At 62.3% G+C, this 25,169-nt stretch carries 27 protein-coding genes; 7 read left to right on the top strand and 20 right to left on the bottom strand.

Features of this window, described 5'->3' with window-relative positions; genetic code table 11:
* Positions 1–293: 293 nt before the first annotated feature.
* The 3 genes from ettA to EP165_RS11860 all read right to left on the bottom strand — a co-directional run bounded on the left by ettA (position 294) and on the right by EP165_RS11860 (position 3,736).
* Positions 294–1,943 carry an energy-dependent translational throttle protein EttA gene (ettA, locus tag EP165_RS11870; protein WP_127522804.1) on the bottom strand — a complete coding sequence of 550 codons (1,650 nt, stop codon included), beginning with the start codon at positions 1,941–1,943 and terminating at the stop codon, positions 294–296.
* Positions 1,944–2,166: 223 nt separating this feature from the next.
* Complete coding sequence (locus EP165_RS11865; RefSeq protein ID WP_127522802.1) at positions 2,167–2,850, bottom strand: DUF2461 domain-containing protein; 684 nt, start codon at positions 2,848–2,850, stop codon at positions 2,167–2,169.
* A gap of 28 nt (positions 2,851–2,878) precedes the next feature.
* The gene (locus tag EP165_RS11860; protein ID WP_127522800.1) at positions 2,879–3,736 is read right to left on the bottom strand and encodes a YiiX/YebB-like N1pC/P60 family cysteine hydrolase; all 858 of its coding nucleotides are present in this window, start codon (positions 3,734–3,736) and stop codon (positions 2,879–2,881) included.
* A gap of 128 nt (positions 3,737–3,864) precedes the next feature.
* On the opposite strand from EP165_RS11860, the gene EP165_RS11855 reads away from it, so the two are divergent.
* From EP165_RS11855 to EP165_RS11835, 5 genes are all read left to right on the top strand, one after another.
* A complete protein-coding gene (locus EP165_RS11855; protein ID WP_127522798.1) occupies positions 3,865–4,179 on the top strand; it encodes a hypothetical protein in 315 nt (104 codons plus the stop codon).
* A gap of 31 nt (positions 4,180–4,210) precedes the next feature.
* Entirely contained in the window at positions 4,211–5,140 is a 930-nt protein-coding gene (locus EP165_RS11850; protein WP_127522796.1) for an alpha/beta fold hydrolase, read from the top strand.
* Between the two features lie 72 nt (positions 5,141–5,212).
* Complete coding sequence (locus EP165_RS11845; RefSeq protein ID WP_127522794.1) at positions 5,213–6,388, top strand: CaiB/BaiF CoA transferase family protein; 1,176 nt, start codon at positions 5,213–5,215, stop codon at positions 6,386–6,388.
* Positions 6,385–8,034 carry a thiamine pyrophosphate-binding protein gene (locus EP165_RS11840; RefSeq protein ID WP_127522792.1) on the top strand — a complete coding sequence of 550 codons (1,650 nt, stop codon included), beginning with the start codon at positions 6,385–6,387 and terminating at the stop codon, positions 8,032–8,034. Before EP165_RS11845 ends, EP165_RS11840 begins: the two co-directional genes overlap by 4 nt.
* Positions 8,035–8,311: 277 nt before the next feature.
* Positions 8,312–8,968 carry a TerC family protein gene (locus EP165_RS11835; RefSeq protein WP_127522790.1) on the top strand — a complete coding sequence of 219 codons (657 nt, stop codon included), beginning with the start codon at positions 8,312–8,314 and terminating at the stop codon, positions 8,966–8,968.
* Between the two features lie 3 nt (positions 8,969–8,971).
* Here the strand turns inward: EP165_RS11835 and EP165_RS11830 are convergent, their stop codons facing one another.
* Genes EP165_RS11830 through pobA form a run of 5 tightly spaced genes read right to left on the bottom strand, consistent with a single transcriptional unit; the run spans position 8,972 to position 12,997 of the window.
* The gene (locus tag EP165_RS11830) at positions 8,972–10,033 is read right to left on the bottom strand and encodes a 3-carboxy-cis,cis-muconate cycloisomerase (RefSeq protein WP_127522788.1); all 1,062 of its coding nucleotides are present in this window, start codon (positions 10,031–10,033) and stop codon (positions 8,972–8,974) included.
* An 11-nt stretch (positions 10,034–10,044) separates the two neighbouring features.
* Positions 10,045–10,659: a protocatechuate 3,4-dioxygenase subunit alpha gene (pcaG, locus tag EP165_RS11825; RefSeq protein ID WP_127522786.1), complete on the bottom strand. Its 615-nt coding sequence runs from the start codon at positions 10,657–10,659 to the stop codon at positions 10,045–10,047.
* Between the two features lies 1 nt (position 10,660).
* Positions 10,661–11,410 (bottom strand): protocatechuate 3,4-dioxygenase subunit beta, encoded by a 750-nt coding sequence (gene pcaH / locus EP165_RS11820; RefSeq protein WP_127522784.1) that lies wholly within the window; start codon positions 11,408–11,410, stop codon positions 10,661–10,663.
* Entirely contained in the window at positions 11,407–11,802 is a 396-nt protein-coding gene (gene pcaC / locus EP165_RS11815) for a 4-carboxymuconolactone decarboxylase (RefSeq protein WP_127522781.1), read from the bottom strand. Before pcaC ends, pcaH begins: the two co-directional genes overlap by 4 nt.
* A gap of 22 nt (positions 11,803–11,824) precedes the next feature.
* Positions 11,825–12,997, bottom strand: a complete 1,173-nt coding sequence (gene pobA, locus EP165_RS11810; RefSeq protein ID WP_127522779.1) for a 4-hydroxybenzoate 3-monooxygenase — start codon at positions 12,995–12,997, stop codon at positions 11,825–11,827.
* Positions 12,998–13,091: 94 nt separating this feature from the next.
* Here pobA and EP165_RS11805 point away from each other — a divergent pair, with 94 nt between their 5' ends.
* Complete coding sequence (locus EP165_RS11805) at positions 13,092–13,988, top strand: helix-turn-helix domain-containing protein (protein WP_127522777.1); 897 nt, start codon at positions 13,092–13,094, stop codon at positions 13,986–13,988.
* Between the two features lie 48 nt (positions 13,989–14,036).
* Here the strand turns inward: EP165_RS11805 and EP165_RS11800 are convergent, their stop codons facing one another.
* The 10 genes from EP165_RS11800 to aptA form a co-directional block, all read right to left on the bottom strand.
* Positions 14,037–15,002 (bottom strand): ABC transporter substrate-binding protein, encoded by a 966-nt coding sequence (locus EP165_RS11800; protein WP_127523509.1) that lies wholly within the window; start codon positions 15,000–15,002, stop codon positions 14,037–14,039.
* A gap of 23 nt (positions 15,003–15,025) precedes the next feature.
* Positions 15,026–16,150, bottom strand: a complete 1,125-nt coding sequence (locus EP165_RS11795) for an ABC transporter permease (RefSeq protein WP_127522775.1) — start codon at positions 16,148–16,150, stop codon at positions 15,026–15,028.
* The gene (locus EP165_RS11790) at positions 16,147–17,013 is read right to left on the bottom strand and encodes an ABC transporter permease (RefSeq protein ID WP_127522773.1); all 867 of its coding nucleotides are present in this window, start codon (positions 17,011–17,013) and stop codon (positions 16,147–16,149) included. The genes EP165_RS11795 and EP165_RS11790 overlap by 4 nt, the downstream gene beginning before the upstream one ends.
* Positions 17,010–17,483, bottom strand: coding sequence for a GNAT family N-acetyltransferase (locus tag EP165_RS11785; RefSeq protein ID WP_127522771.1), 474 nt, complete (start codon positions 17,481–17,483; stop codon positions 17,010–17,012). Before EP165_RS11785 ends, EP165_RS11790 begins: the two co-directional genes overlap by 4 nt.
* Entirely contained in the window at positions 17,473–18,294 is an 822-nt protein-coding gene (locus EP165_RS11780; RefSeq protein WP_245440118.1) for an ABC transporter ATP-binding protein, read from the bottom strand. The genes EP165_RS11785 and EP165_RS11780 overlap by 11 nt, the downstream gene beginning before the upstream one ends.
* A 23-nt stretch (positions 18,295–18,317) precedes the next feature.
* Positions 18,318–18,755: an NUDIX hydrolase gene (locus EP165_RS11775; RefSeq protein ID WP_127522769.1), complete on the bottom strand. Its 438-nt coding sequence runs from the start codon at positions 18,753–18,755 to the stop codon at positions 18,318–18,320.
* Positions 18,756–20,207, bottom strand: coding sequence for a dihydropyrimidinase (gene hydA, locus EP165_RS11770; RefSeq protein WP_127522766.1), 1,452 nt, complete (start codon positions 20,205–20,207; stop codon positions 18,756–18,758). It lies immediately after the preceding gene.
* Positions 20,208–20,270: 63 nt separating this feature from the next.
* Entirely contained in the window at positions 20,271–20,609 is a 339-nt protein-coding gene (locus tag EP165_RS11765; RefSeq protein WP_127522764.1) for a hypothetical protein, read from the bottom strand.
* The gene (locus EP165_RS11760; RefSeq protein WP_127522762.1) at positions 20,606–21,856 is read right to left on the bottom strand and encodes a Zn-dependent hydrolase; all 1,251 of its coding nucleotides are present in this window, start codon (positions 21,854–21,856) and stop codon (positions 20,606–20,608) included. Before EP165_RS11760 ends, EP165_RS11765 begins: the two co-directional genes overlap by 4 nt.
* Positions 21,857–21,864: 8 nt before the next feature.
* Positions 21,865–23,193, bottom strand: a complete 1,329-nt coding sequence (gene aptA / locus EP165_RS11755) for an omega-aminotransferase AptA (protein ID WP_127522760.1) — start codon at positions 23,191–23,193, stop codon at positions 21,865–21,867.
* Between the two features lie 234 nt (positions 23,194–23,427).
* Between aptA and EP165_RS11750 the strand changes: the two genes are divergently transcribed.
* Positions 23,428–24,054: a TetR family transcriptional regulator C-terminal domain-containing protein gene (locus tag EP165_RS11750; protein ID WP_127522758.1), complete on the top strand. Its 627-nt coding sequence runs from the start codon at positions 23,428–23,430 to the stop codon at positions 24,052–24,054.
* 54 nt (positions 24,055–24,108) lie between these two features.
* Here the strand turns inward: EP165_RS11750 and EP165_RS11745 are convergent, their stop codons facing one another.
* Both EP165_RS11745 and EP165_RS11740 read right to left on the bottom strand, forming a co-directional pair.
* The gene (locus EP165_RS11745) at positions 24,109–24,558 is read right to left on the bottom strand and encodes a carboxymuconolactone decarboxylase family protein (RefSeq protein ID WP_127522756.1); all 450 of its coding nucleotides are present in this window, start codon (positions 24,556–24,558) and stop codon (positions 24,109–24,111) included.
* Positions 24,555–25,085, bottom strand: a complete 531-nt coding sequence (locus tag EP165_RS11740) for an RrF2 family transcriptional regulator (RefSeq protein WP_127522754.1) — start codon at positions 25,083–25,085, stop codon at positions 24,555–24,557. Before EP165_RS11740 ends, EP165_RS11745 begins: the two co-directional genes overlap by 4 nt.
* Positions 25,086–25,169: the final 84 nt, after the last annotated feature.

The raw sequence follows: 25,169 nt of genomic DNA, 5'->3' as shown, positions 1-25,169 counted from the left end.
TGACAGCGGCCGCAACCGCCAGGGGCAGCAAACTCCAAGAACTCGACGAAAATGGATCGATGACGTTGTCGACGGGTTTCGACGTATAGGCGGGAAAGGCTCCTATAACGCCATCTATGAATCAGTCAGGATCGTACGCAAAGAGAGCGGCTACCGGATACCGCCCTCCTTTGAAGCGATCGTTCGACGAGAAGTCGAAAACCACTCCTCAGATTCGGACGCCTTCCTAGGCGGACGCGATCTATTCCACGCCCCTAAGGGAAAGGGCTCAGGTTACTGGGCCCTTCGCTAACCTACCTTGTCAGCCGCTTATACGTCACGCGCTTCGGGTTGACCGCGTCGGGTCCCAGCCGGCGTACCTTGTCGGCCTCGTAATCCTCGAAATTGCCTTCGAACCACTCGACATGGCTGTCGCCCTCGAATGCGAGGATGTGAGTGGCCAGACGATCGAGAAACATGCGGTCGTGGCTGATGATGACGGCGCAGCCGGCGAAATTCTCCAGCGCGTCCTCAAGTGCCGCCAGCGTCTCGGTGTCGAGGTCGTTGGTCGGCTCGTCGAGCAGGATGACGTTGCCGCCCTCCTTCAGCATCTTGGCCAGATGCACGCGGTTGCGCTGGCCGCCCGAAAGATTGCCCACCTTCTGCTGCTGGTCGCCGCCCTTGAAGTTGAAGGACGAACAATAAGCGCGGCTGTTCACCTCGTGCTTGCCGAGCTTGATGATGTCGTTGCCGCCCGAGATTTCCTCCCACACGGTCTTCGACCCGTCGAGATGATCGCGGCTCTGGTCGACATAACCGAGATGCACGGTGTCGCCGATGACGATTTCGCCGGCGTCCGGCGCTTCCTTGCCGGTCAGCATGCGGAACAGCGTCGTCTTGCCGGCGCCGTTCGGCCCGATCACACCGACAATGCCGCCGGGCGGCAGCTTGAAGGTCAGGTCGTCGATCAGCACCTTGTCGCCATAGGCCTTGGTCAGGCCGTCGATCTCGATCACCTGGTTGCCGAGGCGCTCGCCGACCGGAACGATGATCTGGGCGTCGCCGGGCCGCCGGTCGGCAGCCGCTTTGACCAGCTCGTCATAGGCCCGGATACGCGCCTTCGATTTTGCCTGACGCGCCTTGGGGCTCGCCGCGATCCACTCACGTTCGCGCGACAGCGCCTTCTGGCGGGCGCCCTCTTCGCGCTCCTCCTGCGCCATGCGCTTGGACTTCTGCTCCAGATAGGCAGAGTAGTTGCCTTCGTATGGAATGCCGCGGCCGCGATCGAGCTCGAGGATCCAGCCGGTGACATTGTCGAGGAAGTACCGGTCGTGGGTGATGATCAGCACGGAGCCCGGATATTCGCGCAGGTGCTTTTCCAGCCACGCCGTTGTCTCGGCGTCGAGATGGTTGGTCGGCTCGTCGAGCAGCAGCAGGTCGGGCTGTGACAAAAGCAGCTTGCACAACGCAACGCGGCGCTTTTCGCCGCCCGAAAGCTTGGATACGTCGGCATCGCCCGGCGGGCAGCGCAGCGCTTCCATGGCCATCTCGACCTGGCTGTCGAGGTCCCAAAGGTTCTGCGCGTCGATCTGGTCCTGCAGCTTGGAGGCCTCGTCGGCCGTCTCGTCGCTGTAGTCCATCATCAACTCGTTGTAGCGGTCGAGGATCGCCTTCTTGGCCGCGACGCCTTCCATCACATTGCCCATCACGTCCTTGGACGCATCGAGCTCCGGCTCCTGCGGCAGATATCCGCAGGTTGCGCCCTCCGCGAGCCAGGCCTCGCCGGTGAACTCCTTGTCGAGACCGGCCATGATCCTGAGCACTGTCGACTTGCCGGCGCCGTTAGGCCCCAGAATGCCGATCTTGGCGTCGGGGTAGAAGGAAAGGTGGATATTCTCCAGCACCTTCTTCTGGCCATAGGCCTTGGAAAGTCCGGACATGTGATAGATGAACTGGCGTGCCATGGCGCGCGCGATCCTCGTCGAGCAATGAATGGGAATTCGGTCGCGGCGTATGTAGGCGATGTAAGGCGCCGGAGCAATGCGCTGAATTGCAGCGCGGAACGCGTCACCCTTGGGCCTGTCCCAAGGGTCTGCTCGGCTTTCAGCTCCAAAATCGCTGGCGGCTTGCCGGTTTCACCTCAGCAGATCCTCGGGACAGGCCCGAGGATGACGGCCGTAACGAACGCTACCTGCCCACCACTTCGTCCAGCAGCCATTTGCCGATCGGCCACGTCGCCTTGAAGTGACCCTCTGCCACATCGGCAAAGTCGCGCTTGGTTGCGGCTGAAAACGGCAGCTCCAGCCCGGCGTAGAGTCCTTCGTGAAGCAGATAGCCGGCGCGGTCGTGGGCCGCGTCGTAGCCACGCGGCACCGTCTTGCGGCTGGCGCCGCCGATATTATAGGGCCTGGCCTTCTCCACCCTGGCTACGGCCGCTTCGAGCGCCTTGCCTGAACGCTCATTCACGACGGCATCGCGGTATTTCGCGATCAGCTCCTTGTTCAGCACATGCATGCCCGAGCCGAGGAAAAGCGTCGCCGCCGTCACCCGCAGGTAGAATCCTGGCTGATCCCACCCACGCTTGTCGCCATGCCAGAACCAGAGGTCGAGATGGTCCTTGTAGGGCGTCTTGTCCTTGGAAAAGCGCGTGTCGCGATTGATGCGCGAGATCGAGCCATTGATCTTCGGTTCGGCTCGAACGCCCGGCGAGATCGCCCGCAGGCGCGGCCCCATCTCGTCGACAAACGCCCTGCCCGCTTCCACATAACCCGCTTCGTAGCGGTCGCGATTGGCCTCGAACCAGTCGCGTTCGTTGTTTTTGGCAATGTCGGTCAGAAAAGCTGCCGTCTCGGCTGGAAACGAAAATGCCATGGCGTGCCTCCGCTGGCTCGTCGCGTATTCACCCCGACGGCTGCGGCGCGGTCAATATGGCCCTCACATCACTGCTGACACCGACCGCGTAGCTTTGCGGGGTGTCGGGTCGAATGTAGCGGCGCACCGAGATATGCGGCGAACCGTCCACTGCAATGCGCGCAATGTCGTCGGGAATGATCGCATAGCGCCCGCGCGCAAAGCGCACCGGAATGCCAAGCTCGGGAAACACAATCGCGATGAGTTCGGCACAGGTCAGTCGCGCGCCGTCGCGCACGTCGAAATTATAGTCGAACGGCGTTCCCAGATATTCGAACAGCGCCGCATATTTTGCCCTTTGCCATTGAGCGCCCCGGTTGCGCAGGCGCAGGATCACGATTTCGTCGACATCGATGAGTTCCGAAAACGGCGAAAGCCGCACCGCATCGCCGGCCGATTCCAGAACCGGCCGCCCGGCCGCGAGTTCTTTCGTGAAAGGCCGCACCTGCGGCAGCGACAGTGCGCCCGCATGCCGCATCTCATCTTCCGTTCCCAGCCACACTATCGCGTGCGTGAAATGGCTGGTGATGAGAGCCCGCGTCAGCGCCGGGCGCGAGCGCACCAGCACAATGTCGAGCGGCTTGAGTTCGGATTTGACGAATTCGGTCAGACCCTCACGATAGATCAGTTCGCCATGCGGCGCAGCAAGGTTGCGCACCACTGGCGACAACGCACCGCCGAAGGCCTGCGTCAGCGCAAGCAGCGGTCCGGTGCGTCCATCCCTTGCATAGGCAGGCGCGTCATCCTCGACGAAATAGATCTTCTGTGTCGCGCATCCTGCAAGCAGGAGCGCAAGCAGCACAGCCCCAAGCCCCGGCCCGAGGTGATATCGAGCACCCTCCGCCATGTCGAAAGGCTAGCATCGGCCGCGACCGCCGTCACGCTGCGGTTCCGCAGCATCTTGGTCATGGATTGCAACAGCGCATGGTGTTAGCGTCGGCGCAACCGCCGAACAGCTGACACCGGGAGACAACCATGAACATACGCCACATTTTCCTTGCAGCAGCCCTCGCTTTGGGCACGTTCGGATTTGCCGGTGCAGCAGAGGCTGCAAAAAGCTGCAAAGCCTCCGTCACCGCCCCGCGTGTAAAAGGCCACCCTACCCGCGTCACGGCCGAAGTCGCTGCTGCCACGGTCTGGTCGACCAGGGTCGCTAGCATTTACGGCACCCGCTACGCCAACTGGACAAATGCGAGCAACAGAAGCTTCGCCTGCTCGAAATACACGACCATGCTCGGCATCAACGCCTGGCGTTGCCGCGCTACAGCGCAGCCTTGCGTTTACAACTGACAGGCGGCTGATCCGCGGCGGGAAGGACCAGATGCCGTTTACTTCGCAGCAATCGCTGCTCTCCCCGACCGGCGCGCAGCTAAATCTCTATACGCGCGAAGCGGATGGTGCGGCGCGTGGCGTGGTGCAGATCAACCACGGTCTGGCCGAACACGCCGCACGTTACGCGCGCTTCGCCGACTTTCTGGCGGCGCGCGGCTTAGCAACCTACGCGCACGATCATCGCGGCCATGGCGGTACGACCGCGCCCAATGCACCGCCGCGCATGTTCGGGCCGCACCCTTCCGGCGACAAGGTGATCGCGGACGTGGAAGCCGTTCATGCCCTCATCGCCGAACGCCATCCCGGCCTGCCGGTCGTCACCTTCGGCCATTCCATGGGCGGGCTGATCGCGATGAACCACACGCTGCGCAATCCGGGGCGTGCCGCCGCTGCAGCCCTCTTCAATGCGCAGTTCACCCCAGGCCTCGCGGTTGCCGGCGCAAAGGCAGTGCTTGCCTGGGAACGGTTTCGCCTTGGCTCCGATGCCGCCTCACGCATCATCCCGCGGCTCACCTTCCGGGCATGGGCAAAACAAATCAGAAACCGGCGCACCGAATTCGACTGGCTTTCGCGCGACGCGGATGAGGTCGACAAATATGTCTCCGACCCGCTGTGCGGCTGGGACGCCTCGGTCGCGATGTGGACCGACCTTTTCGGCTTTATCGCCTATGTCAACGACGACACCCATTTCAACGGGCTGCCGCAAGACAAGCCTTTCTATCTGGTCGGCGGAGCACACGATCCGTCCACGGAAGGCGGCAAGCTGGTCACCCGGTTTGAAAAACGTCTTCGCGCAAAGGGCTTTTCGAATCTGGTATCAAGGGTTTATCCCGAAACCTGCCACGAATGCCTGAACGACATTAACCGAGACGCCGTGATGCAAGATTTCGCTTCCTGGGTCGAAAAAATTATCGGATAGGCACAATTGGCCCAGTGCATGCACCCGCCGGCATGCTATGGCCCGCCCATACCGCAACCAACTGACTGCATTATGTCAAAACCTCCCCTTCACGGAATCCGCGTCGTCGAACTCGCCCGCATCCTCGCCGGCCCCTGGGCCGGCCAGCTGCTCGCCGATCTCGGCGCCGACGTTATCAAGGTCGAAAACCCCGACGGCGGCGACGACACGCGCAAATGGGGCCCACCCTTTGTGAAGGGCAAGGACGGCGAAGACCTTTCGGCCGCCTATTACCATTCGGCCAATCGTGGCAAGCGCTCCGTCGCCATCGATTTTTCGACACCCGAAGGCACCGAAAAGCTGAAGCAGCTTGTCGCCTCGGCTGACGTGCTGATCGAGAACTTCAAATTCGGCGGGCTGAAGAAATACGGGCTCGACTATGAGAGCCTGAAACCGCTCAACCCGCGCCTGGTCTATTGTTCGATCACCGGTTTCGGGCATTCGGGCCCATATGCGCCGCGTGCGGGATACGACTTCATTATCCAGGGCATCGGCGGACTGATGTCGATCACCGGCGAGCCTGGCCGTGAACCTCAGAAGGTCGGCGTGGCCGTCTCGGATATCTTTACCGGTCTCTACGCTGTCATCGCGATCCAGGCTGCGCTGCGCCATGCGGAAGCGACCGGCGAAGGCCAGTTTATCGACATGGCCCTGCTCGATTCGCAGGTGTCGGTGCTCGGCAACCAGAACCTCAACTACCTGATATCGGGGAATCCGCCGGGGCATATGGGCAACGCCCACATGAACATCGCCCCCTATGAGGTGGTGCCGGTGAAAGACGGCCACATCATTCTGGCGGTCGGCAATGACGGCCAGTTTCAGCGCTTCTGCAAGGTCGTCGGGCTGGACCAAATGGCCGGACAGGAAGAGTTTGCCACAAATCCTGCCCGTGTCACGCACCGGGTGGCCCTGCGCGAGAAGATCGTCGAAGCGCTCGCCACCTGGAACCGCGACGATTTGCTGCCGAAACTCGATGCCGCGTCGGTACCGGCAAGCCCAATTAACAACATTGCGCAGATGTTTGCCGATCCCCAGGTCGTTGCCCGCGGCATGCTCATGGACCTGGATGACGGGCACGGCAACAAACTGCCCTCGGTGCGCGCACCGATGGTCATGCATGGCACACCTTTGAACTATGAACGCCCCAGCCCTCGGCTGGGCGAACATACGCAGGAGATATTTGCCGAATTGGAGAAGAAGAAGAAATGAAGTCCGGCGGCAAGCTCATAGTCGAAGCATTGGAAGCAAACGGCATCAACCGCATTTTCTGCGTCCCGGGTGAAAGCTATCTGGACGTTCTGGATGCGCTTCACGATTCGCCGATCCAGACCGTCGTGTGCCGCCAGGAAGGCGGGGCGGCTATGATGGCGGATTGCGCCGGCAGACTGACGGGAAAGCCCGGCATCTGTTTTGTGACCCGCGGTCCCGGCGCCACCAACGCCTCGGCCGGCGTCCACATCGCGATGCAGGATTCCACCCCGATGATCCTTTTCATCGGCCAGGTCGCACGCCACGCGCGCGACCGCGAAGCCTTCCAGGAAGTAGATTTCCGCGCCTTTTTCGGGCCGATCGCGAAATGGGCGGTCGAGATCGACGACGCAAGCCGCATCCCCGAGATCGTCACCCGCGCCTTCGCGGTCGCCACTTCCGGACGGCCGGGTCCGGTGGTCGTGTCGCTGCCGGAGGATATGCTCAGGGACGAGGTCGATGCCCCGGCGGCACTGCCTTACACCCCGGTCGAGACTTTCCCGGGCCCTGCCGCGATGGAGCAGCTTGGCAAACTGCTTTCCAGTGCCGAACGCCCCTTTGTCATCCTCGGCGGATCGCGCTGGACCGACAAGGCCGTTGCCGGTCTGGCGGACGCGCTTCAAGCCTGGAACCTGCCAGCTGGCTGCACATTCCGTCGCCAGTCGCTGTGCGATCATCTGCATTCGAGTTATGCCGGGGACATCGGCATCGGTCCCAATCCGGAGCTGGCGGCAGCCATCAAGGAAGCGGACGTGGTGCTGATGATCGGCGCCAGGTTCGGCGAGATCCCGTCATCGGACTATTCCCTGCTCAAGTCGCCCTATCCCGACCAGAAGCTCGTGCATGTCTATCCAGACCCGGAAGAGCTCGGCCGCGTCTACAGACCCGAGCTCGCCATTAATGCTTCCCCCGCTGCCTTTGTCGAAGCTTTTGCCGCACTTCCTGCACCGGCGTCGCCCCGCTGGGCGTCCCGCACCGAAAAGCTGCACGCCTCCTACCTGAAATGGTCGACGCCGCCGCAGACCGGGCCCGACGACGTCCATATGGGCCCCATCATGGAGTGGCTGGAATCCACGTTGGCGCCCGACACCATCATCTGCAACGGCGCCGGCAATTTCGCCACCTGGGTTCATCGCTTCCACCGCTTCAGGGGATTTGCCACCCAGGCCGCGCCGACATCGGGATCGATGGGCTACGGCCCGCCGGCCGGCGTTGCCGCCAAGATGCAGTTTCCCGAGCGCGACGTGCTGGTCTTTGCCGGCGACGGCGACTTCATGATGCACGGACAGGAGTTCGCGACCGCGATTCAGTATGATGTTCCGCTGGTCGTTCTTGTCATCAACAACGGCATCTACGGCACCATCCGCATGCATCAGGAGCGCGACTATCCCGGGCGCGTATCCGGCACCGACCTCAACAACCCGGATTTCGCCGCCCTGGCCAGGGCCTATGGCGGCCATGGAGAAACCGTCGAAGCCACGGCCGAATTCATGCCGGCATATGAGCGCGCGCGCGCCAGCGGCAAAGCGGCAATCATCGAGATAAGGCTGTCGCCGGAAGCCATTACCCCGGTGCGCACCATGACGCAGATCAGGGAGGGTCGCTGACCGCCGATATTTCTCCGCTGGTGCCTTGAAACGCCGTAATTCGCGCGGCATGTATAGGCCCTGTCACCCGGGCCGGGCCCCTCTGGCAGGCGAGGCGTCGCCTGTGATGTCGGCTTGATCGACAACGCGCTTACGCGGCGCGACCTGAAGCATCATCTTGTCGACACCTCCTTCCATCCATGGCGCTGCCGCCCGTGCGGACGGCGATGCGCCCTTTGCGCAGTTGTTCCGTTTCACCGCGCAGCAGTGCCTGCGCCTGCCGGCGAAAGGCTGACGCATGGACCTTTTCACCCATGAGGGCTTCATCGCGCTCCTGCAGGTTATCGCCATCGACCTGGTGCTTGCCGGCGACAACGCGGTTGTCATCGGGCTTGCGGCTGCCGGCCTGCCGCCGCAGCAGCGCAGCAAGGCCATTCTCGTCGGCATCATAGCCGCTACCGTACTGCGTATCGGTTTTGCGTCGGTAACGGTGCACCTGCTCCAGATCATCGGGCTTGTGCTCGTCGGCGGGCTGCTGCTGCTTTGGGTGTGCTGGAAGATGTGGCGCGAACTGCGCACCAGCCATGCCGAGGTCCATGCCGCACAGGAGGCACTGGCCAATGCCGACCTCAATGCCGACGGCACCATTGCCGCTGGAGCGCCCCAGAAGACCTTCCGTCAGGCGGCCATCCAGATCGTCATCGCCGACGTTTCCATGTCGCTGGACAACGTGCTCGCCGTCGCCGGTGCCGCCAGGGACCATCCCACCGTCCTGGTCATCGGGCTTGTCTTGTCGATTGCGCTGATGGGGTTGGCGGCAGCCTGGATCGCGCGGCTGCTCGAGCGCCATCGCTGGATCGCCTATATCGGCCTTGCCATCATATTCTACGTGGCGATCGACATGATCTACCGCGGCTCTACCGAGGTTCTGCCGGTTATGACTTCGATGCTTTGACGGTCAGCCGCTGCTGCCGGAAAACGAGATCGCCGCCAACAGTCCGGCGGCGATGCGAAGTCCCGCGCCTGCCGCAACGGTCATCTGCGGCAGGATGAGCCATTCGAGTGTCCAGGCAGCGCCCGAACGCTCGTTTTCATGCACCAGAGCCTGATGCATGCCGGCGACAAGCGTCGCATTGAAGCGGGCCAGTGCAACAAGCGCCTCGGCTCCCACCGGATTGACCTTGTGCGGCATAGCGGACGACCCGCCACCGCTGGCAAGCCGGATTTCGCCGACTTCGTTTTGCGCCATGAGCGCGATGTCCTGCCCCGTCTTGCCAAGCGAGCCTGTGACGAGTGACAGCCAGGACGCATACGCAGCGATCCCGTCCCTCTCGCTGTGCCTTGGACGCTTTGGGGCGCCAAGCCCCAGCTTTGTGGCAAGTGCCTGAGAAACCGCGTCCGCCTTGTCTCCAAGCCGGTCCAACGTACCGGCAGCGCCGCCGAAATGGAGGATCGCAACGTCGCGGCGAATATCCGGCAGGCGCTCACCGCATCGCGCCAAAGGCTCGCGCCAGCTGGCGATCTTGCGCGATGCCGGCACCGCAATTGCGGCCTGCATGCGGGTATGCGCCATAACCTCCAGTTGCCCGAAGCGTTTATCGAGACCGGCAAGTGCCGCATCGATCGTTCCCAGTCTCTCGGCAAACAGGGCGAATGCCTTGTTCAGGCGCAGTGCGAGGCTGGTGTCGATGACATCCTGGCTGGTTGCGCCGAAATGAACGTGCTTGCCGTGTTCGCCCGCCGCCGCGCGCAGCTGCCGCACCAGCTCCGGCACGACCACACCATCGCGGGCGGTAGCCTCGCGCAGCGCCGAGGTGTCTGCCCGAAACCCGGCTACGGCTTTTTCGATCGCAGCCGCCGCATCTGCCGGAATGACGCCTGCCGCCGCTTGCGCGCTCGCAAGTGCGGCCTCGAATGCCAGCATGGCGTCGAGATCGGCTTTCGCCGAAAACAGTTCCGCGGTTTCCGCGTCGCCCAGGAAACCGGCCAGAAATGGGTGGTCGAAGCTCGAAACCGTCAATGTGCCGCGGCTCAGATGTCGAAAAACACAGTTTCTTTGTCACCTTGCAGGTGAATGTCGAAACGGTAGCCGTTTCCGTCGCGCGGCGCCAGCAAAGTGGGCACCCTCACGCGATGTTCGATCCGAGCCAACACCGGGTCCTCGGCATTCGCCGCTTCTTCATCGGCGAAATACATGCGCGTGGATAGCCCTAGATTGATGCCCCGCGCTACGATCCAGAAGGTGATGTGCGGAGCCATCAGCCGCCCGTCGCGAAACGGAACGCGCCCGGGTTTGATCGTCTCGAAGCGGAATTCGCCGTCCTGCATATTGGTCGGGCTGCGCCCCCAGCCGGTGAAGTTCGGATCGGCCGAGCCGCGCATTTCAGCCGGGCTGTTGTAGAGCCCCTCGGCATCCGCCTGCCAGATTTCCACCATCGCGTCTTTCAGTGCTGTGCCGGAGCCATCGAATATCTGTCCGGTGACGGTGATGCGTTCGCCCCTGGTCTTGTCGTTGACCATCGATATGCCGAGGTCGGCCTCGTATACGCCCTCTATCTCGGCGAAATTGGGCGTCAGCCCGATATGCACATAAGGCCCGGCGGTCTGCGATGCCGATTCCTTCAACCTGCCCAGCGGCTGCGCCATCTCAGCTTCCCTCCAGACGGTTTTCGAACATGGTGGAGCGCCGTCCCCGCAGCACGATGTCGAACTTGTAGGCCCGCGCGTCCATCGGCAGCGTCGCTTCCATGTCGAGCGCCGCGACCAGTCCCTCGATTGCCTCGCGTCCGGGGATCGTATCCACGATCGGGCATTTCCAGATCAGCGGATCACCCTCGAAATACATTTGCGTGATCAGCCGCTGCGCAAAGCCGTGGCCGAATATCGAAAAATGGATATGCGAAGGCCGCCAATCGTTCACCCGGTTCGGCCAGGGATAAGGCCCGGGCAGAATCGTCCTGAAGCTGTAATTGCCCTCCTCATCGGTGATCGTACGGCCGCAGCCGCCGAAATTGGGGTCGAGCGGCGCGATGTAACCTTCCTTCCTGTGCCGGTAGCGGCCGCCAGCATTGGCCTGCCAGAATTCAAGCAGCGCGCCGGCGACACCCTTGCCGCGTTCGTCGAGCACGCGGCCGTAAACGATGATGCGCGGTCCGATCGCGCTTTCGCCAGGTTTGGCAAAGTTGTGGATCAGGTCATTGTCGAACTCGCCCAGAATGTTATGGCCGAAAACCGGGCCGGTGATTTCGGATAGCGTGTTGTCGAGCGAAATCAGCGCTTTTTGCGGCGCGCGCAGCACCGAGGTCTTGTATTGCGGCGCGAATGCTGGCGGGTGCCAGCCCAGGTCGCGCTGGAAGAACGATCCCGTTTCGGGTTTGCTGTTCGATAATACGCTCATACGCTGCCCCCATCGAGTTCTTCGAACACCTGATTGACGACCTTCATGGCATGGTTGGCGCGCGGCACGCCGGCATAGATCGCCACATGCAGCATCGCTTCCATGATGTCGTCGCGGCTGGCTCCGGTGTTCACGGTGGCGCGCGTGTGCAGCGCAAGCTCCTCGAAGTTGCCGAGCCCGGCGAGCAGCGCCAGCGTGATCATCGAGCGCTCGCGCTTGCTGATTGTGCCGCGCGACCACACGTGCCCCCATGCGGCTTCGGTGATGAGTTCCTGAAATGGCTCGTCGAGCGGTGTCTTGGTTGCTTCCTTGCCGTCGACATAGGCAGCGCCCAGCACCTCGCGGCGTGTCTGCATGCCCTGCCGGTAGCGTTCGTTTCGTTCCTTGCTCATTCGCTTCTCCTGACGCGGCGGCCTAATAAGGCAACCCGACATAATTTTCGGCCAGCGCGGTCCGGGCCGCGCGCGAGCTGATGAGGTAGTCGAGCTCGGCTTCCTGAATGCGTTGGCCGAACGCACCCTGCTCGTCAAAGCGGTGCAGCGTGGTGGTCATCCACCAGGAAAAACGCTCGGCTTTCCAAATGCGCGACAAAGCCTTTGCCGAATAGGCATCGATGCCCGCATCGGATTTCTCGGCGTAATGCTCGCGCAGCCCATCGAAGAGGTACCGTACGTCGCTGGCGGCGAGGTTGAGCCCCTTCGCCCCGGTTGGCGGCACGATGTGCGCCGCATCGCCTACCAGAAACAGCCGCCCGAAACGCATGGGCTCAGCCACGAAGGAGCGCAGCGGCGCGATGGATTTTTCGAATGATGGAGTGGTCTTCATGCGCTCCGCAACATCGGCGGGCAATCGCCGGCGTATCTCGTCCCAGAAACGCTCGTCGCTCCAGTTTTCCACCCTGTCGTCCAGCGAGCACTGCACGTAATAGCGGCTGCGCGTCATCGACCGCATCGAGCACAGCGCGAAACCGCGCGGGTGGTTGGCGTAGATCAGCTCATGGCTGACCGGCTCGACCTCGGCCAGGATGCCCATCCAGCCGAACGGATAGACACGCTCGTAATTGGTGATCGCGTCGGCAGGCACTGATTTGCGCGAGATGCCGTGAAAACCGTCGCAGCCGGCGATGAAATCGCAGTCGAGCCGCTGTTCCTTGCCGCCGTGCTCGAACGTTACAAAGGGCGCGTCGCCATCGAAGCCCTGCGGGCTCACATTCGCGGCTTCGTAGATGGAAGTGCCGCCGGTCGCCTCGCGCCTGTCCATCAGATCGCGGGTCACCTCTGTCTGCCCATAGACCATGACGCGCTTGCCGCCGGTCAGGCCATGCAGGTCGATGCGGTGATGGGCGCCATCGAACGCGACATCGAACCCGTCATGCGGCAAGCCTTCGGCGTGCATGCGCTCGCCCGCACCTGCCTCGTCCAGCATGGCGACCATGCCCTCCTCGAGCACGCCGGCCCGCACCCGGCCAAGCACGTAATCTTTCGAGACGCGCTCCAGAATGACATTGTCGATGCCGGCGTCTGTCAAAAGCTGCCCCAGAAGCAGCCCCGACGGACCGGAACCAATAATCGCGACTTGCGTCCGCAAACCGCCCTCCTCTGCGACCCGGGAATTACCAGCTTGCGGCGATCACCCGCGCGCGGCAATGGACAATTCCGTCATTCGATTGCACTAATGGAACATGGACAAACATCGCAATCGGGTTCCGAACTATCGTCTATACCGCGAGGAACGTGGAGAAACCGGGGATTTCTGGCTGCATTGCGAGACGATCCCCGAACGCACTTCGCTGCACAATTACGAGATCACGCTGCACCGGCACGACACGCTGTTCCAGCTTTTCCTGCTCACGGCGGGCAGCGGCGAAGTTGGCGGCAACGACAGGATCGGGCGCATCGAAGCGCCGTGCGCGCTGCTGATCCCACCCGACGCGGTGCATGGCTTCAGCTTCGCCCGCGACGTTGACGGAGTGGTGATTACCGCCCTGGCGGACAAGCTGAAGGCCGTCGCGGCGGGAGACCGGCGCGTGGCGGAATTCGTTTCGCATATGCGCGCTGTGCCGCTCGTATCGCCGGCAGGTGCGGCGGCAATTCGGGCATTGAAAGCACTGGAGGCGGAGCTCGCCGCGCCCGCCGCCGGGCGGCTGGCCATGCTGGAAGCACTGATGACGCAGGCGATCGTCAGCCTCGCGCGCGCGGCTATCGCGAGCAATCCGCAGAATTCGCAGGCAAGCGGCGCACGCGCGCAGCGCATCGACGACCTGATGGCCCTCGTCGGCGCGCATTACCGCCAGCACCGGCCGGTAACCTTTTACGCCGAGCGGCTGGGCATCACCCCCACCCATCTCAACCGCGTAGCGCGCGCTGAAACCGGACTTTCGGTGCAGGGACTGCTGACGCAGCGCCTCGTGGAGGCGGCGCAGCGCGATCTCGTCTTTTCGCCGACCCCGGTCAACAAGATCGCATATGCCCTGGGTTTTGCCGACCCGGCCTATTTCAACCGCTTCTTCCGCCGTGCGGTAGGCACGACGCCCGGCGCATTCCGTGCTGCCGAGCACCGGCGCATGGCTCTCCAATAAAGAAAGGGGCGGTTGCCCGCCCCTTTCAGCTTCCGGCATTCCGGAATTTTACATCGCGTCTGTGATGTCCGACGTCCAGGCGCCTGACGGCTCTTTCTCGATGATGCCCTGCTTGAGCACGGCATCGGCGGTGCGCTCATAGGCGTCGACCGGCAGCTTCGCGTCCGGCTCGCCGATCAGCTTGGCCACCTCGCCCATCATGCGGACCTGGTGGTTTTCATCCTGGCCGCCATTGTCCATGACGATCGAGGCAGCTTCCTCGGGATTGGCGATTGCATACTCCCAGCCCTTCATGGAAGCGCGCACGAAACGCACCATCTTGTCCTTGAATGCGGGGTCGGCAAGGTCACCTTCCATCGCATAGAGACCGTCTTCAAGCAGGTCGACGTCCAGCGCCGAATAGTTGAAAACGATCAGGTCGTCGGCCTGGTAGCCGGCATCGATGAGCTGCCAGTACTCATTGTAGGTCATGACCGAGATGCAATCCGCCTGCTTCTGGATCAGCGGTTGCACGTCGAAGCTCTGCTTCAGCACGGTCACGCCATTGTCGCCGCCCTCGGTCGAATAGCCGAGCTTGTTCATCCAGGCATAGAACGGGTACTCGTTACCGAAGAACCAGACACCGAGCGTGTGTCCCGGGAAGTCCTCGACGGTCTGGACCGGTCCGTCTTTCGGGCACACAAGCTGCATGCCGGCGTTCTTGTAGGGCTGCGCGATATTGACCAGCGGCACGCCCTTGTCGCGCGCGGAAAGCGCACCCGCCATCCAGGTCACGATCACGTCGGCGCCGCCGCCGGCGATCACCTGCTCCGGCGCGATATCCGGACCGCCCGGATTGATCGTCACATCAAGGTCTTCCTCGGTATAGAAGCCCTTGTCCTTGGCGACGAAATAGCCGGCAAACTGAGCCTGCGCGACCCATTTAAGCTGCAGCGTCACCTCATCGGCGGCAAGCGCCTGCGCTGCGGCCAGTGAGAATGCACCTGCCAAAGCTGAAATCATAAGTTTTTTCATCATACTTACCCTCTGAAGTTGGCCTATCCACCACGGATAGACGGGTGCCAGAACGTGACCGCTCTTTCTGCGAGAGCAATCACGCCATAGAAGACGGAACCGGCGAGTGCGGCGACCGCGATTTCCGCCCAAACCATGTCGACATTCATGCGTCCGACTTCGGTCGAGATGCGGAACCCCATACCCACCACCGGTGTGCCGAAGAATTCCGCAACGATAGCGCCAATCAGCGCCAGCGTGGAGTTGATCTTGAGTGCATTGAAGATGAATGGCGCCGCCGCCGGCAGCCGGAGCTTCAACAGTGTCTGCCAGTAGCTGGAGGCATAGGTGCGCATCAGGTCGCGTTCCATGCTGCCGGAAGCGGCGAGTCCCGCGACAGTGTTCACCAGCATCGGGAAGAACGTCATCACAACGACGACCGCAGCCTTCGACTGCCAGTCGAACCCGAACCACATGACCATGATCGGCGCGATGCCGATGATGGGCAGCGCCGAAACCATATTGCCGATGGGCAGCAGCCCGCGCCGCAGAAACAGGAAACGGTCGGCCAGCACCGCAACAACAAAGCCCGCACCGCAGCCCATGATATAGCCTGACAGCACGGCCTTGAAGATGGTCTGATTGACGTCGGCGGCAAGGATCGGGATCGAATTGGCCAGCCGCGCGCCGATAGCGCTCGGCGGCGGCAGCAGCACGAACGGCACGCCGGCGCCGCGCACGATGGCCTCCCACATGATCAGAATCCATATTCCGAACAGCGCCGGCACAATGAGCCTGATGGCGTAGTCCGGCAGCTTTCCGGCCGGACGCATCGCCGAAAGCACGGTCACGAGTTGCCAGGCGAGCAGCCAGGCCGCGATCAGCAGGAGGAAGTATGCCGTTCCGGCCGTACCTTCGCCGCCCGCTATGCCGTTGATCAGCATCCACGCGGTTCCGTGGGCGGCGACGAACAGCGCGATCGCAGAAACAAGCGGCCCCGGCCGCAGGCTGGCCACAAGCGCACCGGCAAGCAGCAAAATGACGGCCGACAAGGCGAAGCCGCTGCCGGCCATCGACGCCGTGCCGCCGGCCGCGGGCAGCGCGATCAGCGCCGCCAGCGCAGCAAGCGACGCGAGCATAACCTGCCAGGAGGGGCGCAAACGCGTCATGCCGGCCTCACCCCCATGGCGCGCTCCGTCATCCGCCCGACGGCGCCGACCGTGGTCACGAGCAGAACCGCGACCACCGAACCCGCGACCAGCGCTGCAAAAATGTCGATCGTCTGGCTGTAATAGGCGCCGCCGAGAAGCTTGGCGCCGATACCCGCCACGGCGCCGGTCGGCAACTCGCCCACAATCGCTCCGACAAGGCTCGCCGCGACGGCCACCTTCATCGAAGCGAACAGAAACGGCACCGATGCCGGCAACCGGAGCTTCCAGAACACGTTTGCGCGACTGGCATTGTAGGTGTGCATCAGATCGAGATAGGCGGTTTCGGGCGACCGCAGGCCCTTCACCATGCCAACGGCCACCGGGAAAAATGACAGATAGGTCGATATCAAGGCCTTGGGGATCAGCCCTGTCAGCCCGACCGCCGCCAACACCACCACGATCATCGGCGCCAGCGCCAGAATGGGGATGGTCTGCGAGGCAATGATCCACGGCATCAGGCTGCGGTCGAGCGCCAGCACGTGTACGATGCCGACAGCGATCAGAATGCCCAGCACGGTGCCGAACAGAAAGCCCAGCAACGTCGACGAAAGCGTCACCCAGGAGTGGTAGACGAGGCTGCGCCCGCTGGTCACTTTGCGCAGGAACGTGTTTTCAAAGAAGTTCACCGCCACCTGGTGCGGCGCCGGCAGTGTCGGCTTCGGCTGCGACATGGTCTGTCCGACAAACTCGGTAAATGTGGTTTCCGTGCCGGTGCGCTCATTCAGGTTGCGCTGAAACGGCGCGTTCATGAAATAGGCGCCGAGATACCAGACCACCACGATGCCAGCGAGGATGGTGAGAACCGGGAGGTACCTGCTCATGCCGCGCTCCGCCAGCGCATGAGAAGGGTCGGCACGCCCTCCTCGGTGTCGTCGTCGCGCCGTTCGGGCACCTCGTGAAAACCCTCGCGTTCGTAGAACCGCCTGGCAGCCACGTTGAGCTCGAAGACGGTAAGTTCGAGCTGCGCCGGATATTGCAGCTTCAGCTCATCCAGCAGCATTTTGCCCAGCCCGCTCCGGCGATAGCCGGGTGCGATGTAGATCGCATACAGAAAGCCGTCCGCAACGGAGACATAAGCTGCAATTTCGCCGCCCACATCGGCAACGAGCACGGTGCGCTTCTGCAAAAGCTCGGGCGTAAAGAAGCCGGCAAGCTCGTCGCGCGATTTGGTGCGCGACAGCCACTCGGTCTGGTCGATGTAATCGTTGATGATCACCGCGCATGCCGGCAGATCGGCCGCCGTCGCAGGGCGGATTGCGGGCAGCCTCCCCTGAGCGCACTCAATCGTCATAGCTGTGCCCTGCCCTCAGACCATCGCGCACGCGCGCCGCAATGGTGAGGAATTCCGGCGTCTCGCGGATGTCCAGCGGCCGCTCCGCCGGCAAAGTCGATTCGATCACGTCCGTCACGCGCCCCGGCCGCGGGCTCATGACAACGATCTTTGTCGACAGATAAACCGCCTCGGGAATGGAATGGGTAACGAAGCAGATCGTCTTTTGGGTGCGCGCCCAAAGCTCAAGAAGCTGCTCGTTAAGATGATCGCGCACGATCTCGTCGAGCGCGCCGAAAGGTTCGTCCATCAGGAGCAGGTCGGCATCGAATGCAAGCGCGCGCGCAATTGATGCGCGCTGCTGCATGCCGCCCGAAAGCTGCCAGGGAAACTTCTTTTCGAAGCCGGTCAGGTTCACCAGCTCCAGCGTGGCTGCCACACGCGAACGCTGCTCGGTTTTCGACAGACCCATGATCTCGAGCGGCAGCGCAACGTTGCGCTCGATGGTACGCCACGGATAAAGGGCGGCTGCCTGGAAAACATAGCCATAGGCACGGTTTTCCCGCGCCTGCGACGGAGTCATCCCGTTGACGGAGATACGGCCGGCGGTCGGCTGTTCGAGGTCGGCTATGACGCGCAAAAAGGTCGTCTTGCCGCAGCCGGACGGGCCGATGAAAGAGACAAACTCGCCCTTGCCGATCGTCAGGCCAACATCGGAAAGCGCGTGCACCGGCCCGTCATTGGTCTGGAACGTCAGCGAAAGGTCTGCAGCCTCCACGACGGTCGGCGTTTCCTTGCTCGCTGGCATGACGGTGCTGGCTGGCGCGTTCATATGTCCCCTTGCCCTATCCGTTTCTATCCGCCGGCACCCGCAACTGCGCCGCTTTCATCCAAGAACTTTCGCGCCAGCGGAAACATCCGGTTCTTCGTAAGCGGCGCGAGCTCAAGCCCGGTCTCGATGCCCACCTCTACCCAACGCGCATCCTCGATCTCGGCTGCCGGCGTCACCGGTCCGGCGACGCGCATGGCAAACGTATGCGCAACCACATTTGCGTCGGGTTCGTTTGCCGCAACCTCGGAATAGATTCCGAGGAACTTCATACTGTCCGCCTCGGCGTGAAGCGCAATTTCTTCCTGCAGTTCCCGCGTCAGTGCTTCCGATGGCGTTTCACCCGCATCGATCTTACCGCCAGGCTGCATGAATGCCCGGGTGCCGCGCTTTCTCACGAGAAGCATCTCGTCGCGGTCATTGAGCAGTATCGCTGCCGATATGGCGATTTGCGTTTGGGTCAATTACACCCCCGACGCCGGAATTCCGGTACGTTCCACCTTGCGCGGTGCGACGACTTCCTTCCACTGCGACAATGCCTTGCTGACGGGCCCGCTCGCTTCGCGCGGAACGAACTCGCCATGGCCGGGCTGCGCCTTGACTTCGAAATTGTCGACTGCGATCTCGCCGCGCGTCAGAACATATTTCGGCAGGCCTTTGACCTCGATGCCTTCGAAGACGTTGTAGTCGATCGCCGACTGCTGGTTCTTGGCCGAAATGGTCTTCTTCTTTTCCGGATCCCAGACCACGATATCGGCGTCCGCGCCTTCCACGATCGCACCTTTCCTCGGATAAAGGCCGAAGATCTTGGCTGTATTGGTGGACGTGACGGCGACGAACTCGTTCATCGTCAGCCGCCCGGTGCCCACACCATAGGTCCACAGCACCGGCATACGGTCTTCGAGGCCGCCGGTGCCATTCGGGATCTTGGTGAAGTCGCCGACGCCGTAGCGCTTCTGTTCCGTGGTGAAGGCGCAATGGTCGGTTGCCACCACCTGCAGCGAACCGGCGGCAAGCCCGGCCCACAGCGAATCCTGATGCTGCTTGTTGCGGAACGGCGGGCTCATCACGCGCCGCGCGGCATGGTCCCAGTCGGGATTGGAGTATTCGCTCTCGTCCAGCACCAGGTGCTGCACCAGCGGCTCGCCATAAACGCGCATGCCCTTCTGCCGCGCCCGGCGGATCGCCTCGTGGCTCTGCTCGCAGGAGGTGTGCACGACATAGAGCGGCACGCCCGCCATGTCGGCGATCATGATCGCACGGTTGGTGGCCTCGCCTTCGACTTCCGGCGGGCGGGAGAAGGCATGCGCTTCGGGCCCGTCATTGCCTTCGGCAAGAAGCTTCGCCTGCATCTGCGCGACCACATCGCCGTTTTCGGCGTGAACCATCGGCAAACCACCGAGTTCGGCGCAGCGCTGGAACGACGAATACATCTCGTCGTCATTCACCATCAGCGCGCCCTTGTAGGCCATGAAGTGCTTGAAGGAGGTGATGCCCCGTTCGATGACTTCGGGCATCTCGTTGAATACCTGTTCGCCCCACCAGGTGATCGCCATGTGGAAGGAATAGTCGCAGCAGGCACGGGTCGACTTGTTGTCCCAGCGCTTGATCGCATCGAGCAGCGATCCGCCGGGATCGCCCAGGCAGAAATCGATCACCGTGGTCGTACCGCCGGAAAGGGCGGCGCGCGTGCCGCTCTCGAAATCGTCCGAGGAATAGGTACCCATGAACGGCATTTCGAGATGGGTATGCGGGTCGATGCCGCCCGGCATCACGTAGCAGCCGGTCGCATCGATCTCATGGTCGGCGTGCAGGTCCGGGCCGATCCCCACGATCTTGCCGTGCTTGATCAGCACATCCGCCTTCCATGTGCGGTCGGCGGTGACGATAGTGCCGTTCTTGATGACTTTGGACATTCCGGAACTCCCACTGCTTTAGTTGCTCGACCCGACGTAGAACGCTGTTCCAGCGGATCGAAATTATTGCCCGCTTGCGACCCCCAATCGGAATGGCGCCGCGACAAGCTGAACAATCGCCAGCGGCACAAAAGGCGCGAACAATGCCGTTGCGACCGTTTCGAAATTCATGCCGCGCGGATCGATTGCAAAAACAAGCGCCAGGGTGATTGCACCAGCTGCCACTGCCCCGATGATGAAATTGTATTTGACGGTCAGGAACACCCCGAATGCCATGGCCAGCCAGTACGGCGATACGACCAGCATCGTGAGAGGCGCCAGAACGAGTTTGAGTTCAAGCGCGAACATCAGACCCGCGAGCGCCAGAACTGCAAGGGGCAGGTAGACCTTGAGGAGCATCACTCCACGATCTCCGCGGTCTCGATCACCGCATGCATCAAAACGTCTGCGCCGGCGCTCGCCCACTCCTTGGAAATCTCTTCCGCTTCGTTGTGCGACAGCCCGTCGACACAGGGGCACATCACCATCGCGGTCGGCGCAACGTCGTTGATCCAGCAGGCGTCGTGCCCCGCGCCCGACACGATGTCGCGATGTGAGTAGCCGAGCCGCTCCGCCGCATCCCGCACCGCCTTCACGCAATTCTCGTCGAAGGCCGGTGGGTCGAACTGACCGACGATCTTGCTTTCGAACTGGACGCCGATCGCTTCGCACAGCTTCGGCGCCTTCTCGTTGAATTCATCCAGCATCGCATTAAGCACATAGATCAGATGCGAGCGGAAATCGATGGTGAAGACCACCTTGCCCGGGATGATGTTGCGCGAGTTGGGGTAGACATCGACATGCCCGATCGCGCCCACCGCGTTGGGCTGATGTTTCATCGCGATCTCGTGCACAAGTTCGGTGATCTGCGCCAGCCCGCGCCCGGCATTCCTGCGCATGTGCATCGGCGTCGAACCGGTGTGACTTTCCTTGCCGGTCACCGTGCATTCGATCCAGCGCAGCCCCTGGCCGTGCGTCACGACGCCGATATCGATGCCCTCGGCTTCGAGGATCGGTCCCTGCTCGATGTGCAGCTCGAAGAAAGCGTGCATCTTGCGTGCGCCGACCTTTTCATCTCCCAGCCAGCCTATGCGCTTCAGCTCGTCGCCGAACTTCTTGCCCTTGGCATCCTCGCGGTCATAGGCCCAGTCAAGCGTGTGTTTGCCGGCAAACACGCCCGAAGCAAGCATGGCCGGTGCAAAGCGCGTGCCCTCTTCGTTGGTCCAGTTGGTGACGACGATGGGGTGCTTGGTCTTGATGCCGAGATCGTTGAGCGTGCGGATGATTTCCAGGCCGCCGAGCACACCGAGAACGCCGTCATATTTGCCGCCGGTCGGCTGCGTATCGAGATGCGACCCGACATAGACGGGAAGCGCGTCGGGATCTGTGCCCTCCCGGCGCGCAAACATGGTGCCCATCTCGTCGAGGCCCATTTCGAGCCCCGCGTCCTCGCACCATTTTTTGAAGAGCGCCCGGCCCTCACCGTCTTCGTCGGTCAGGGTCTGGCGGTTGTTGCCGCCGGCAATCCCCGGTCCGATCTTGGCCATCTCCATGAGTGTGTCCCAGAGACGGTCTGCATTTATACGAAGGTTCTCGCCGGGGGCTGCCATCAGTTCTCCTAGTCGATTGATCTCAACACTTCGCGCACGTGGTCGATCAACTCCGCGATCTGCTCCTTCGAGATGATCAGCGGCGGCGACATGGCAATGATGTCGCCGGTCGTGCGGATGAGCGCTCCGCGCTCATATGCTTTGAGGAAGGCCGAGAAAGCGCGCTTCGTCGGCTGCCCGGCGATCGGCTCCAGTTCCACCGCGCCCACCAGGCCGATATTGCGCACGTCGATCACATGCGGCTCCCCCCTGAGCGAGTGAAGCGCGTCTTCCCACACGGGAGCGAGCTCTGCGCCGCGCGTGAGCAGGCCCTCTTCCTTGTAGGTCTCAAGCGTGCCGAGACCGGCGGCACACGCAATCGGATTGCCCGAATAGGTGTAGCCGTGGAAGAACTCGATCATGTGCTCGGGGCCGTTCATGAACGCGTCGTGGATTTCCGACTTCACGAACACCGCACCCATAGGGATTACACCGTTGGTCACGCCCTTGGCAGTGGTCATGATGTCGGGAATGACGCCGAAATAGTCGGCAGCGAACGGAGTTCCCAGACGGCCGAAGCCGGTGATGACCTCGTCGAAAATCAGCAAAATGCCATGCTTGTCGCAGATATTGCGCAGCCGCTGCAGATAGCCCTTCGGCGGAATGAGCACGCCGGTCGATCCGGCGACAGGTTCCACAATCACCGCCGCAATCGTCGAGGCGTCGTGCAACGTGACGATACGCTCCAGTTCGTCCGCCAGATCAGCGCCATGCTCGGGCACGCCGCGCGTAAATGCATTCTTCGCCGGCAGATGCGTATGCGACAGATGGTCGACGCCGGTCAGCATGTTACCGAACATCTTGCGGTTGGCGACGATGCCGCCCACCGAGATGCCACCGAAATTGACGCCGTGATAGCCGCGTTCGCGGCCGATCAACCGTGTGCGCGAGCCCTCGCCGCGGGCGCGGTGATAGGCAAGTGCCATCTTGAGCGCGGTATCGACGGACTCAGAGCCCGAATTGGTGAAGAAGACATGGTCCATGCCCTCCGGCGCGATCTCGACAAGCCGGTTGGCGAACTCGAATGCGATTGGGTGGCCCATCTGGAACGCCGGGGCGTAGTCGAGCTCACCCGCCTGCTCCTGGATCGCCTGAGTGATCTTCGGCCGGCAGTGGCCGGCATTCACGCACCACAGTCCCGCCGTGCCGTCGAGCACCTGGCGCCCGTCGCTGGTGGTATAGTGCATGTCCTTGGCGCCGACGAGCATGCGCGGCGTCTGCTTGAACTGCCTGTTTGCCGTGAACGGCATCCAGAATGCATTGAGATCGTTAGGCGCTACCTTGAGCCTGTTTGACATGACCAAGCCTTTCTTCAAACCCCTGCATTATTGCGGCCAACGCTTGGTTTTCGGCGCATATCTGTGATACGCAATTTTTGACCGATTGGACAAACGTTAGCATCGCCACTATGGCGGTCAAGCGAATAGTAGGGGATTTGCAACGCGTGAAGAGCGCTCCACATGTTCGGAACCTCTGGTCCAAGAGTTTGGTCCAGCGTGGTGCGAACGTGGTGGTCATCATCTAGGCCGGCTATGGACGCAGCAGCCAAACCCCGCACCACCCGCATCCAGGTTCAGAAGCGCGAGTTGATACTGGACGCCGCGCTCGATGTATTCTCCACCAACGGGTTCCGCGGCTCGACAATCGACCAGATCGCAGATGCGGCGGGCATGTCGAAGCCCAATCTGCTCTATTATTTCAAATCCAAGGAAGACATTCACACCACGCTCATCGAGCGCCTGCTGGAGACCTGGCTGGCGCCGCTGCACGAGATCGACGATATCGGCGACCCGATGACGGAGTTGAGGGCCTATATCCGCCGCAAGCTGGAGATGGCACGCGACTACCCGCGTGAAAGCCGCCTCTTTGCCAACGAAATTCTTCAGGGCGCGCCGCGCATCATGCCGCTGCTCGAGGACCAGCTGAAATCGCTGGTCGATGAAAAGGCGCACATCATCAAGGGCTGGATGCGCGACGGCAAGATTGCCCAGACCGACCCCAGGCACCTGATTTTCGCGATCTGGGCAACAACCCAGCACTACGCCGATTTCGATGTGCAGGTGCGCGCGGTGCTGGGCCCGGACCGCGGCGGCGATGGCCGCTTTGACGACGCTGCGCGGTTTCTTGAGCAGCTGTTCCTCGAGGGATTGCGGCCCTGACCGGGCAGCGAACCTAAGGTCGGCTGGGCCCGCACGGACCGCCCATGGTGCGGCCTATGCCTGCCTGACCGGGTGAATGGCATGAAACGACACGCAAAGCCTGTTCCAGATATTGATCATGCCGACCGCGACGGTGAGTTTCGAAAGTTCCTCCTCGGAGAAATGCGCCAGCGCGGCCTTGTACAGCCCGTCACTCACGCCTTCGCCGGCGATCAGTGTCACTGCCTCGACCCAGGCAAGGGCGGCACGTTCGCGTTCGGAAAAGAGCGGCGATTCCTTCCAGGCGGCAACGAGATAAAGCCGCTGTTCACTCTCTCCGTCCTCGCGCGCCTCGTTGCTGTGCATGTCGACGCAGTAGGAACACCCATTGATCTGCGACGCACGTAGCTTGATCAGGTGCAGCAGGCTCGGTTCCAGACCGCATTCGTTGACGGCGGTGTTGAGCGCCATTACCCGTTTCATCAGGTCGGGCGCCTTTTCGTAAAAGTTCAATCGCGGTGTCATCTCCGCTCCTTTCCTCGCTGATTGTTGGAGGGTTTCTGGGGACGCTGGTTGCGGGCCGCAAAGGCGCAGGCCCGTTCGACCACCCGCGGATCCGCGCCGACCACGAACTCATCGACGATGTCGCTAAGCTTTTCGCGGCGGAGCGCTGCCCGGTACGCAGCTTCCGCGCGCAGCATCGCCGCGTTGATGCCGCAGGGTTTCGGGTATGCGGACGCTGGAAGCGGCGCGGGCCCGCGGCGGCGTATCTCCATGCAGCGAAAGCCCGGCTGCGGGCCTTCGACGGCAACAACAATGTCGAACAGCGTAATCCGGTCTGCGGGCCGGGCGAGCCGGTAGCCGCCCGCCGGGCCGGGTACGGATTCCAGAATGCCGGCAGCCGACAGCGCCTGCAGGTGCTTGAGAAGATAGCTCGGCGAGAGGCCGAACTGCGTTGCCAGCGCGCTGGCCGGCAGCGTTGCGTCTCCATCTGCACCCGCAAGAGCTGCCGCGCAGTGAATTGCAGCTTCAACGCCTTCGTTCAGTTTCATCGTCGAGTTCCCAGTCTAAGTGTCTCTATCATCGATAATAATTATCCACGATAGAGACAATGCCGACGGCCGGTTGATCCAGCG

The organism is Mesorhizobium sp. Z1-4 (genome assembly GCF_004000235.1).
In the GTDB taxonomy this organism is placed as follows: domain Bacteria; phylum Pseudomonadota; class Alphaproteobacteria; order Rhizobiales; family Rhizobiaceae; genus RCIO01.
The sequence above is the reverse complement of the archived record's forward strand: the minus strand, read 5'-3'. Positions and strand labels throughout refer to the sequence as shown.

Excerpts from the sequence above, each read along its gene's own strand:
- ettA (WP_127522804.1), bottom strand. The coding sequence starts at position 1,943 with ATGGCACGCCAGTTCATCTATCACATGTCCGGACTTTCCAAGGCCTAT.
- EP165_RS11865 (WP_127522802.1), bottom strand. The coding sequence starts at position 2,850 with ATGGCATTTTCGTTTCCAGCCGAGACGGCAGCTTTTCTGACCGACATT.
- EP165_RS11860 (WP_127522800.1), bottom strand. The coding sequence starts at position 3,736 with ATGGCGGAGGGTGCTCGATATCACCTCGGGCCGGGGCTTGGGGCTGTG.
- EP165_RS11855 (WP_127522798.1), top strand. The coding sequence starts at position 3,865 with ATGAACATACGCCACATTTTCCTTGCAGCAGCCCTCGCTTTGGGCACG.
- EP165_RS11850 (WP_127522796.1), top strand. The coding sequence starts at position 4,211 with ATGCCGTTTACTTCGCAGCAATCGCTGCTCTCCCCGACCGGCGCGCAG.
- EP165_RS11845 (WP_127522794.1), top strand. The coding sequence starts at position 5,213 with ATGTCAAAACCTCCCCTTCACGGAATCCGCGTCGTCGAACTCGCCCGC.
- EP165_RS11840 (WP_127522792.1), top strand. The coding sequence starts at position 6,385 with ATGAAGTCCGGCGGCAAGCTCATAGTCGAAGCATTGGAAGCAAACGGC.
- EP165_RS11835 (WP_127522790.1), top strand. The coding sequence starts at position 8,312 with ATGGACCTTTTCACCCATGAGGGCTTCATCGCGCTCCTGCAGGTTATC.
- pcaG (WP_127522786.1), bottom strand. The coding sequence starts at position 10,659 with ATGGCGCAGCCGCTGGGCAGGTTGAAGGAATCGGCATCGCAGACCGCC.
- pcaH (WP_127522784.1), bottom strand. The coding sequence starts at position 11,410 with ATGAGCGTATTATCGAACAGCAAACCCGAAACGGGATCGTTCTTCCAG.
- pcaC (WP_127522781.1), bottom strand. The coding sequence starts at position 11,802 with ATGAGCAAGGAACGAAACGAACGCTACCGGCAGGGCATGCAGACACGC.
- EP165_RS11805 (WP_127522777.1), top strand. The coding sequence starts at position 13,092 with ATGGACAAACATCGCAATCGGGTTCCGAACTATCGTCTATACCGCGAG.
- EP165_RS11800 (WP_127523509.1), bottom strand. The coding sequence starts at position 15,002 with ATGAAAAAACTTATGATTTCAGCTTTGGCAGGTGCATTCTCACTGGCC.
- EP165_RS11795 (WP_127522775.1), bottom strand. The coding sequence starts at position 16,150 with ATGACGCGTTTGCGCCCCTCCTGGCAGGTTATGCTCGCGTCGCTTGCT.
- EP165_RS11790 (WP_127522773.1), bottom strand. The coding sequence starts at position 17,013 with ATGAGCAGGTACCTCCCGGTTCTCACCATCCTCGCTGGCATCGTGGTG.
- EP165_RS11785 (WP_127522771.1), bottom strand. The coding sequence starts at position 17,483 with ATGACGATTGAGTGCGCTCAGGGGAGGCTGCCCGCAATCCGCCCTGCG.
- EP165_RS11780 (WP_245440118.1), bottom strand. The coding sequence starts at position 18,294 with ATGAACGCGCCAGCCAGCACCGTCATGCCAGCGAGCAAGGAAACGCCG.
- hydA (WP_127522766.1), bottom strand. The coding sequence starts at position 20,207 with ATGTCCAAAGTCATCAAGAACGGCACTATCGTCACCGCCGACCGCACA.
- EP165_RS11760 (WP_127522762.1), bottom strand. The coding sequence starts at position 21,856 with ATGGCAGCCCCCGGCGAGAACCTTCGTATAAATGCAGACCGTCTCTGG.
- aptA (WP_127522760.1), bottom strand. The coding sequence starts at position 23,193 with ATGTCAAACAGGCTCAAGGTAGCGCCTAACGATCTCAATGCATTCTGG.
- EP165_RS11750 (WP_127522758.1), top strand. The coding sequence starts at position 23,428 with ATGGACGCAGCAGCCAAACCCCGCACCACCCGCATCCAGGTTCAGAAG.
- EP165_RS11745 (WP_127522756.1), bottom strand. The coding sequence starts at position 24,558 with ATGACACCGCGATTGAACTTTTACGAAAAGGCGCCCGACCTGATGAAA.
- EP165_RS11740 (WP_127522754.1), bottom strand. The coding sequence starts at position 25,085 with ATGAAACTGAACGAAGGCGTTGAAGCTGCAATTCACTGCGCGGCAGCT.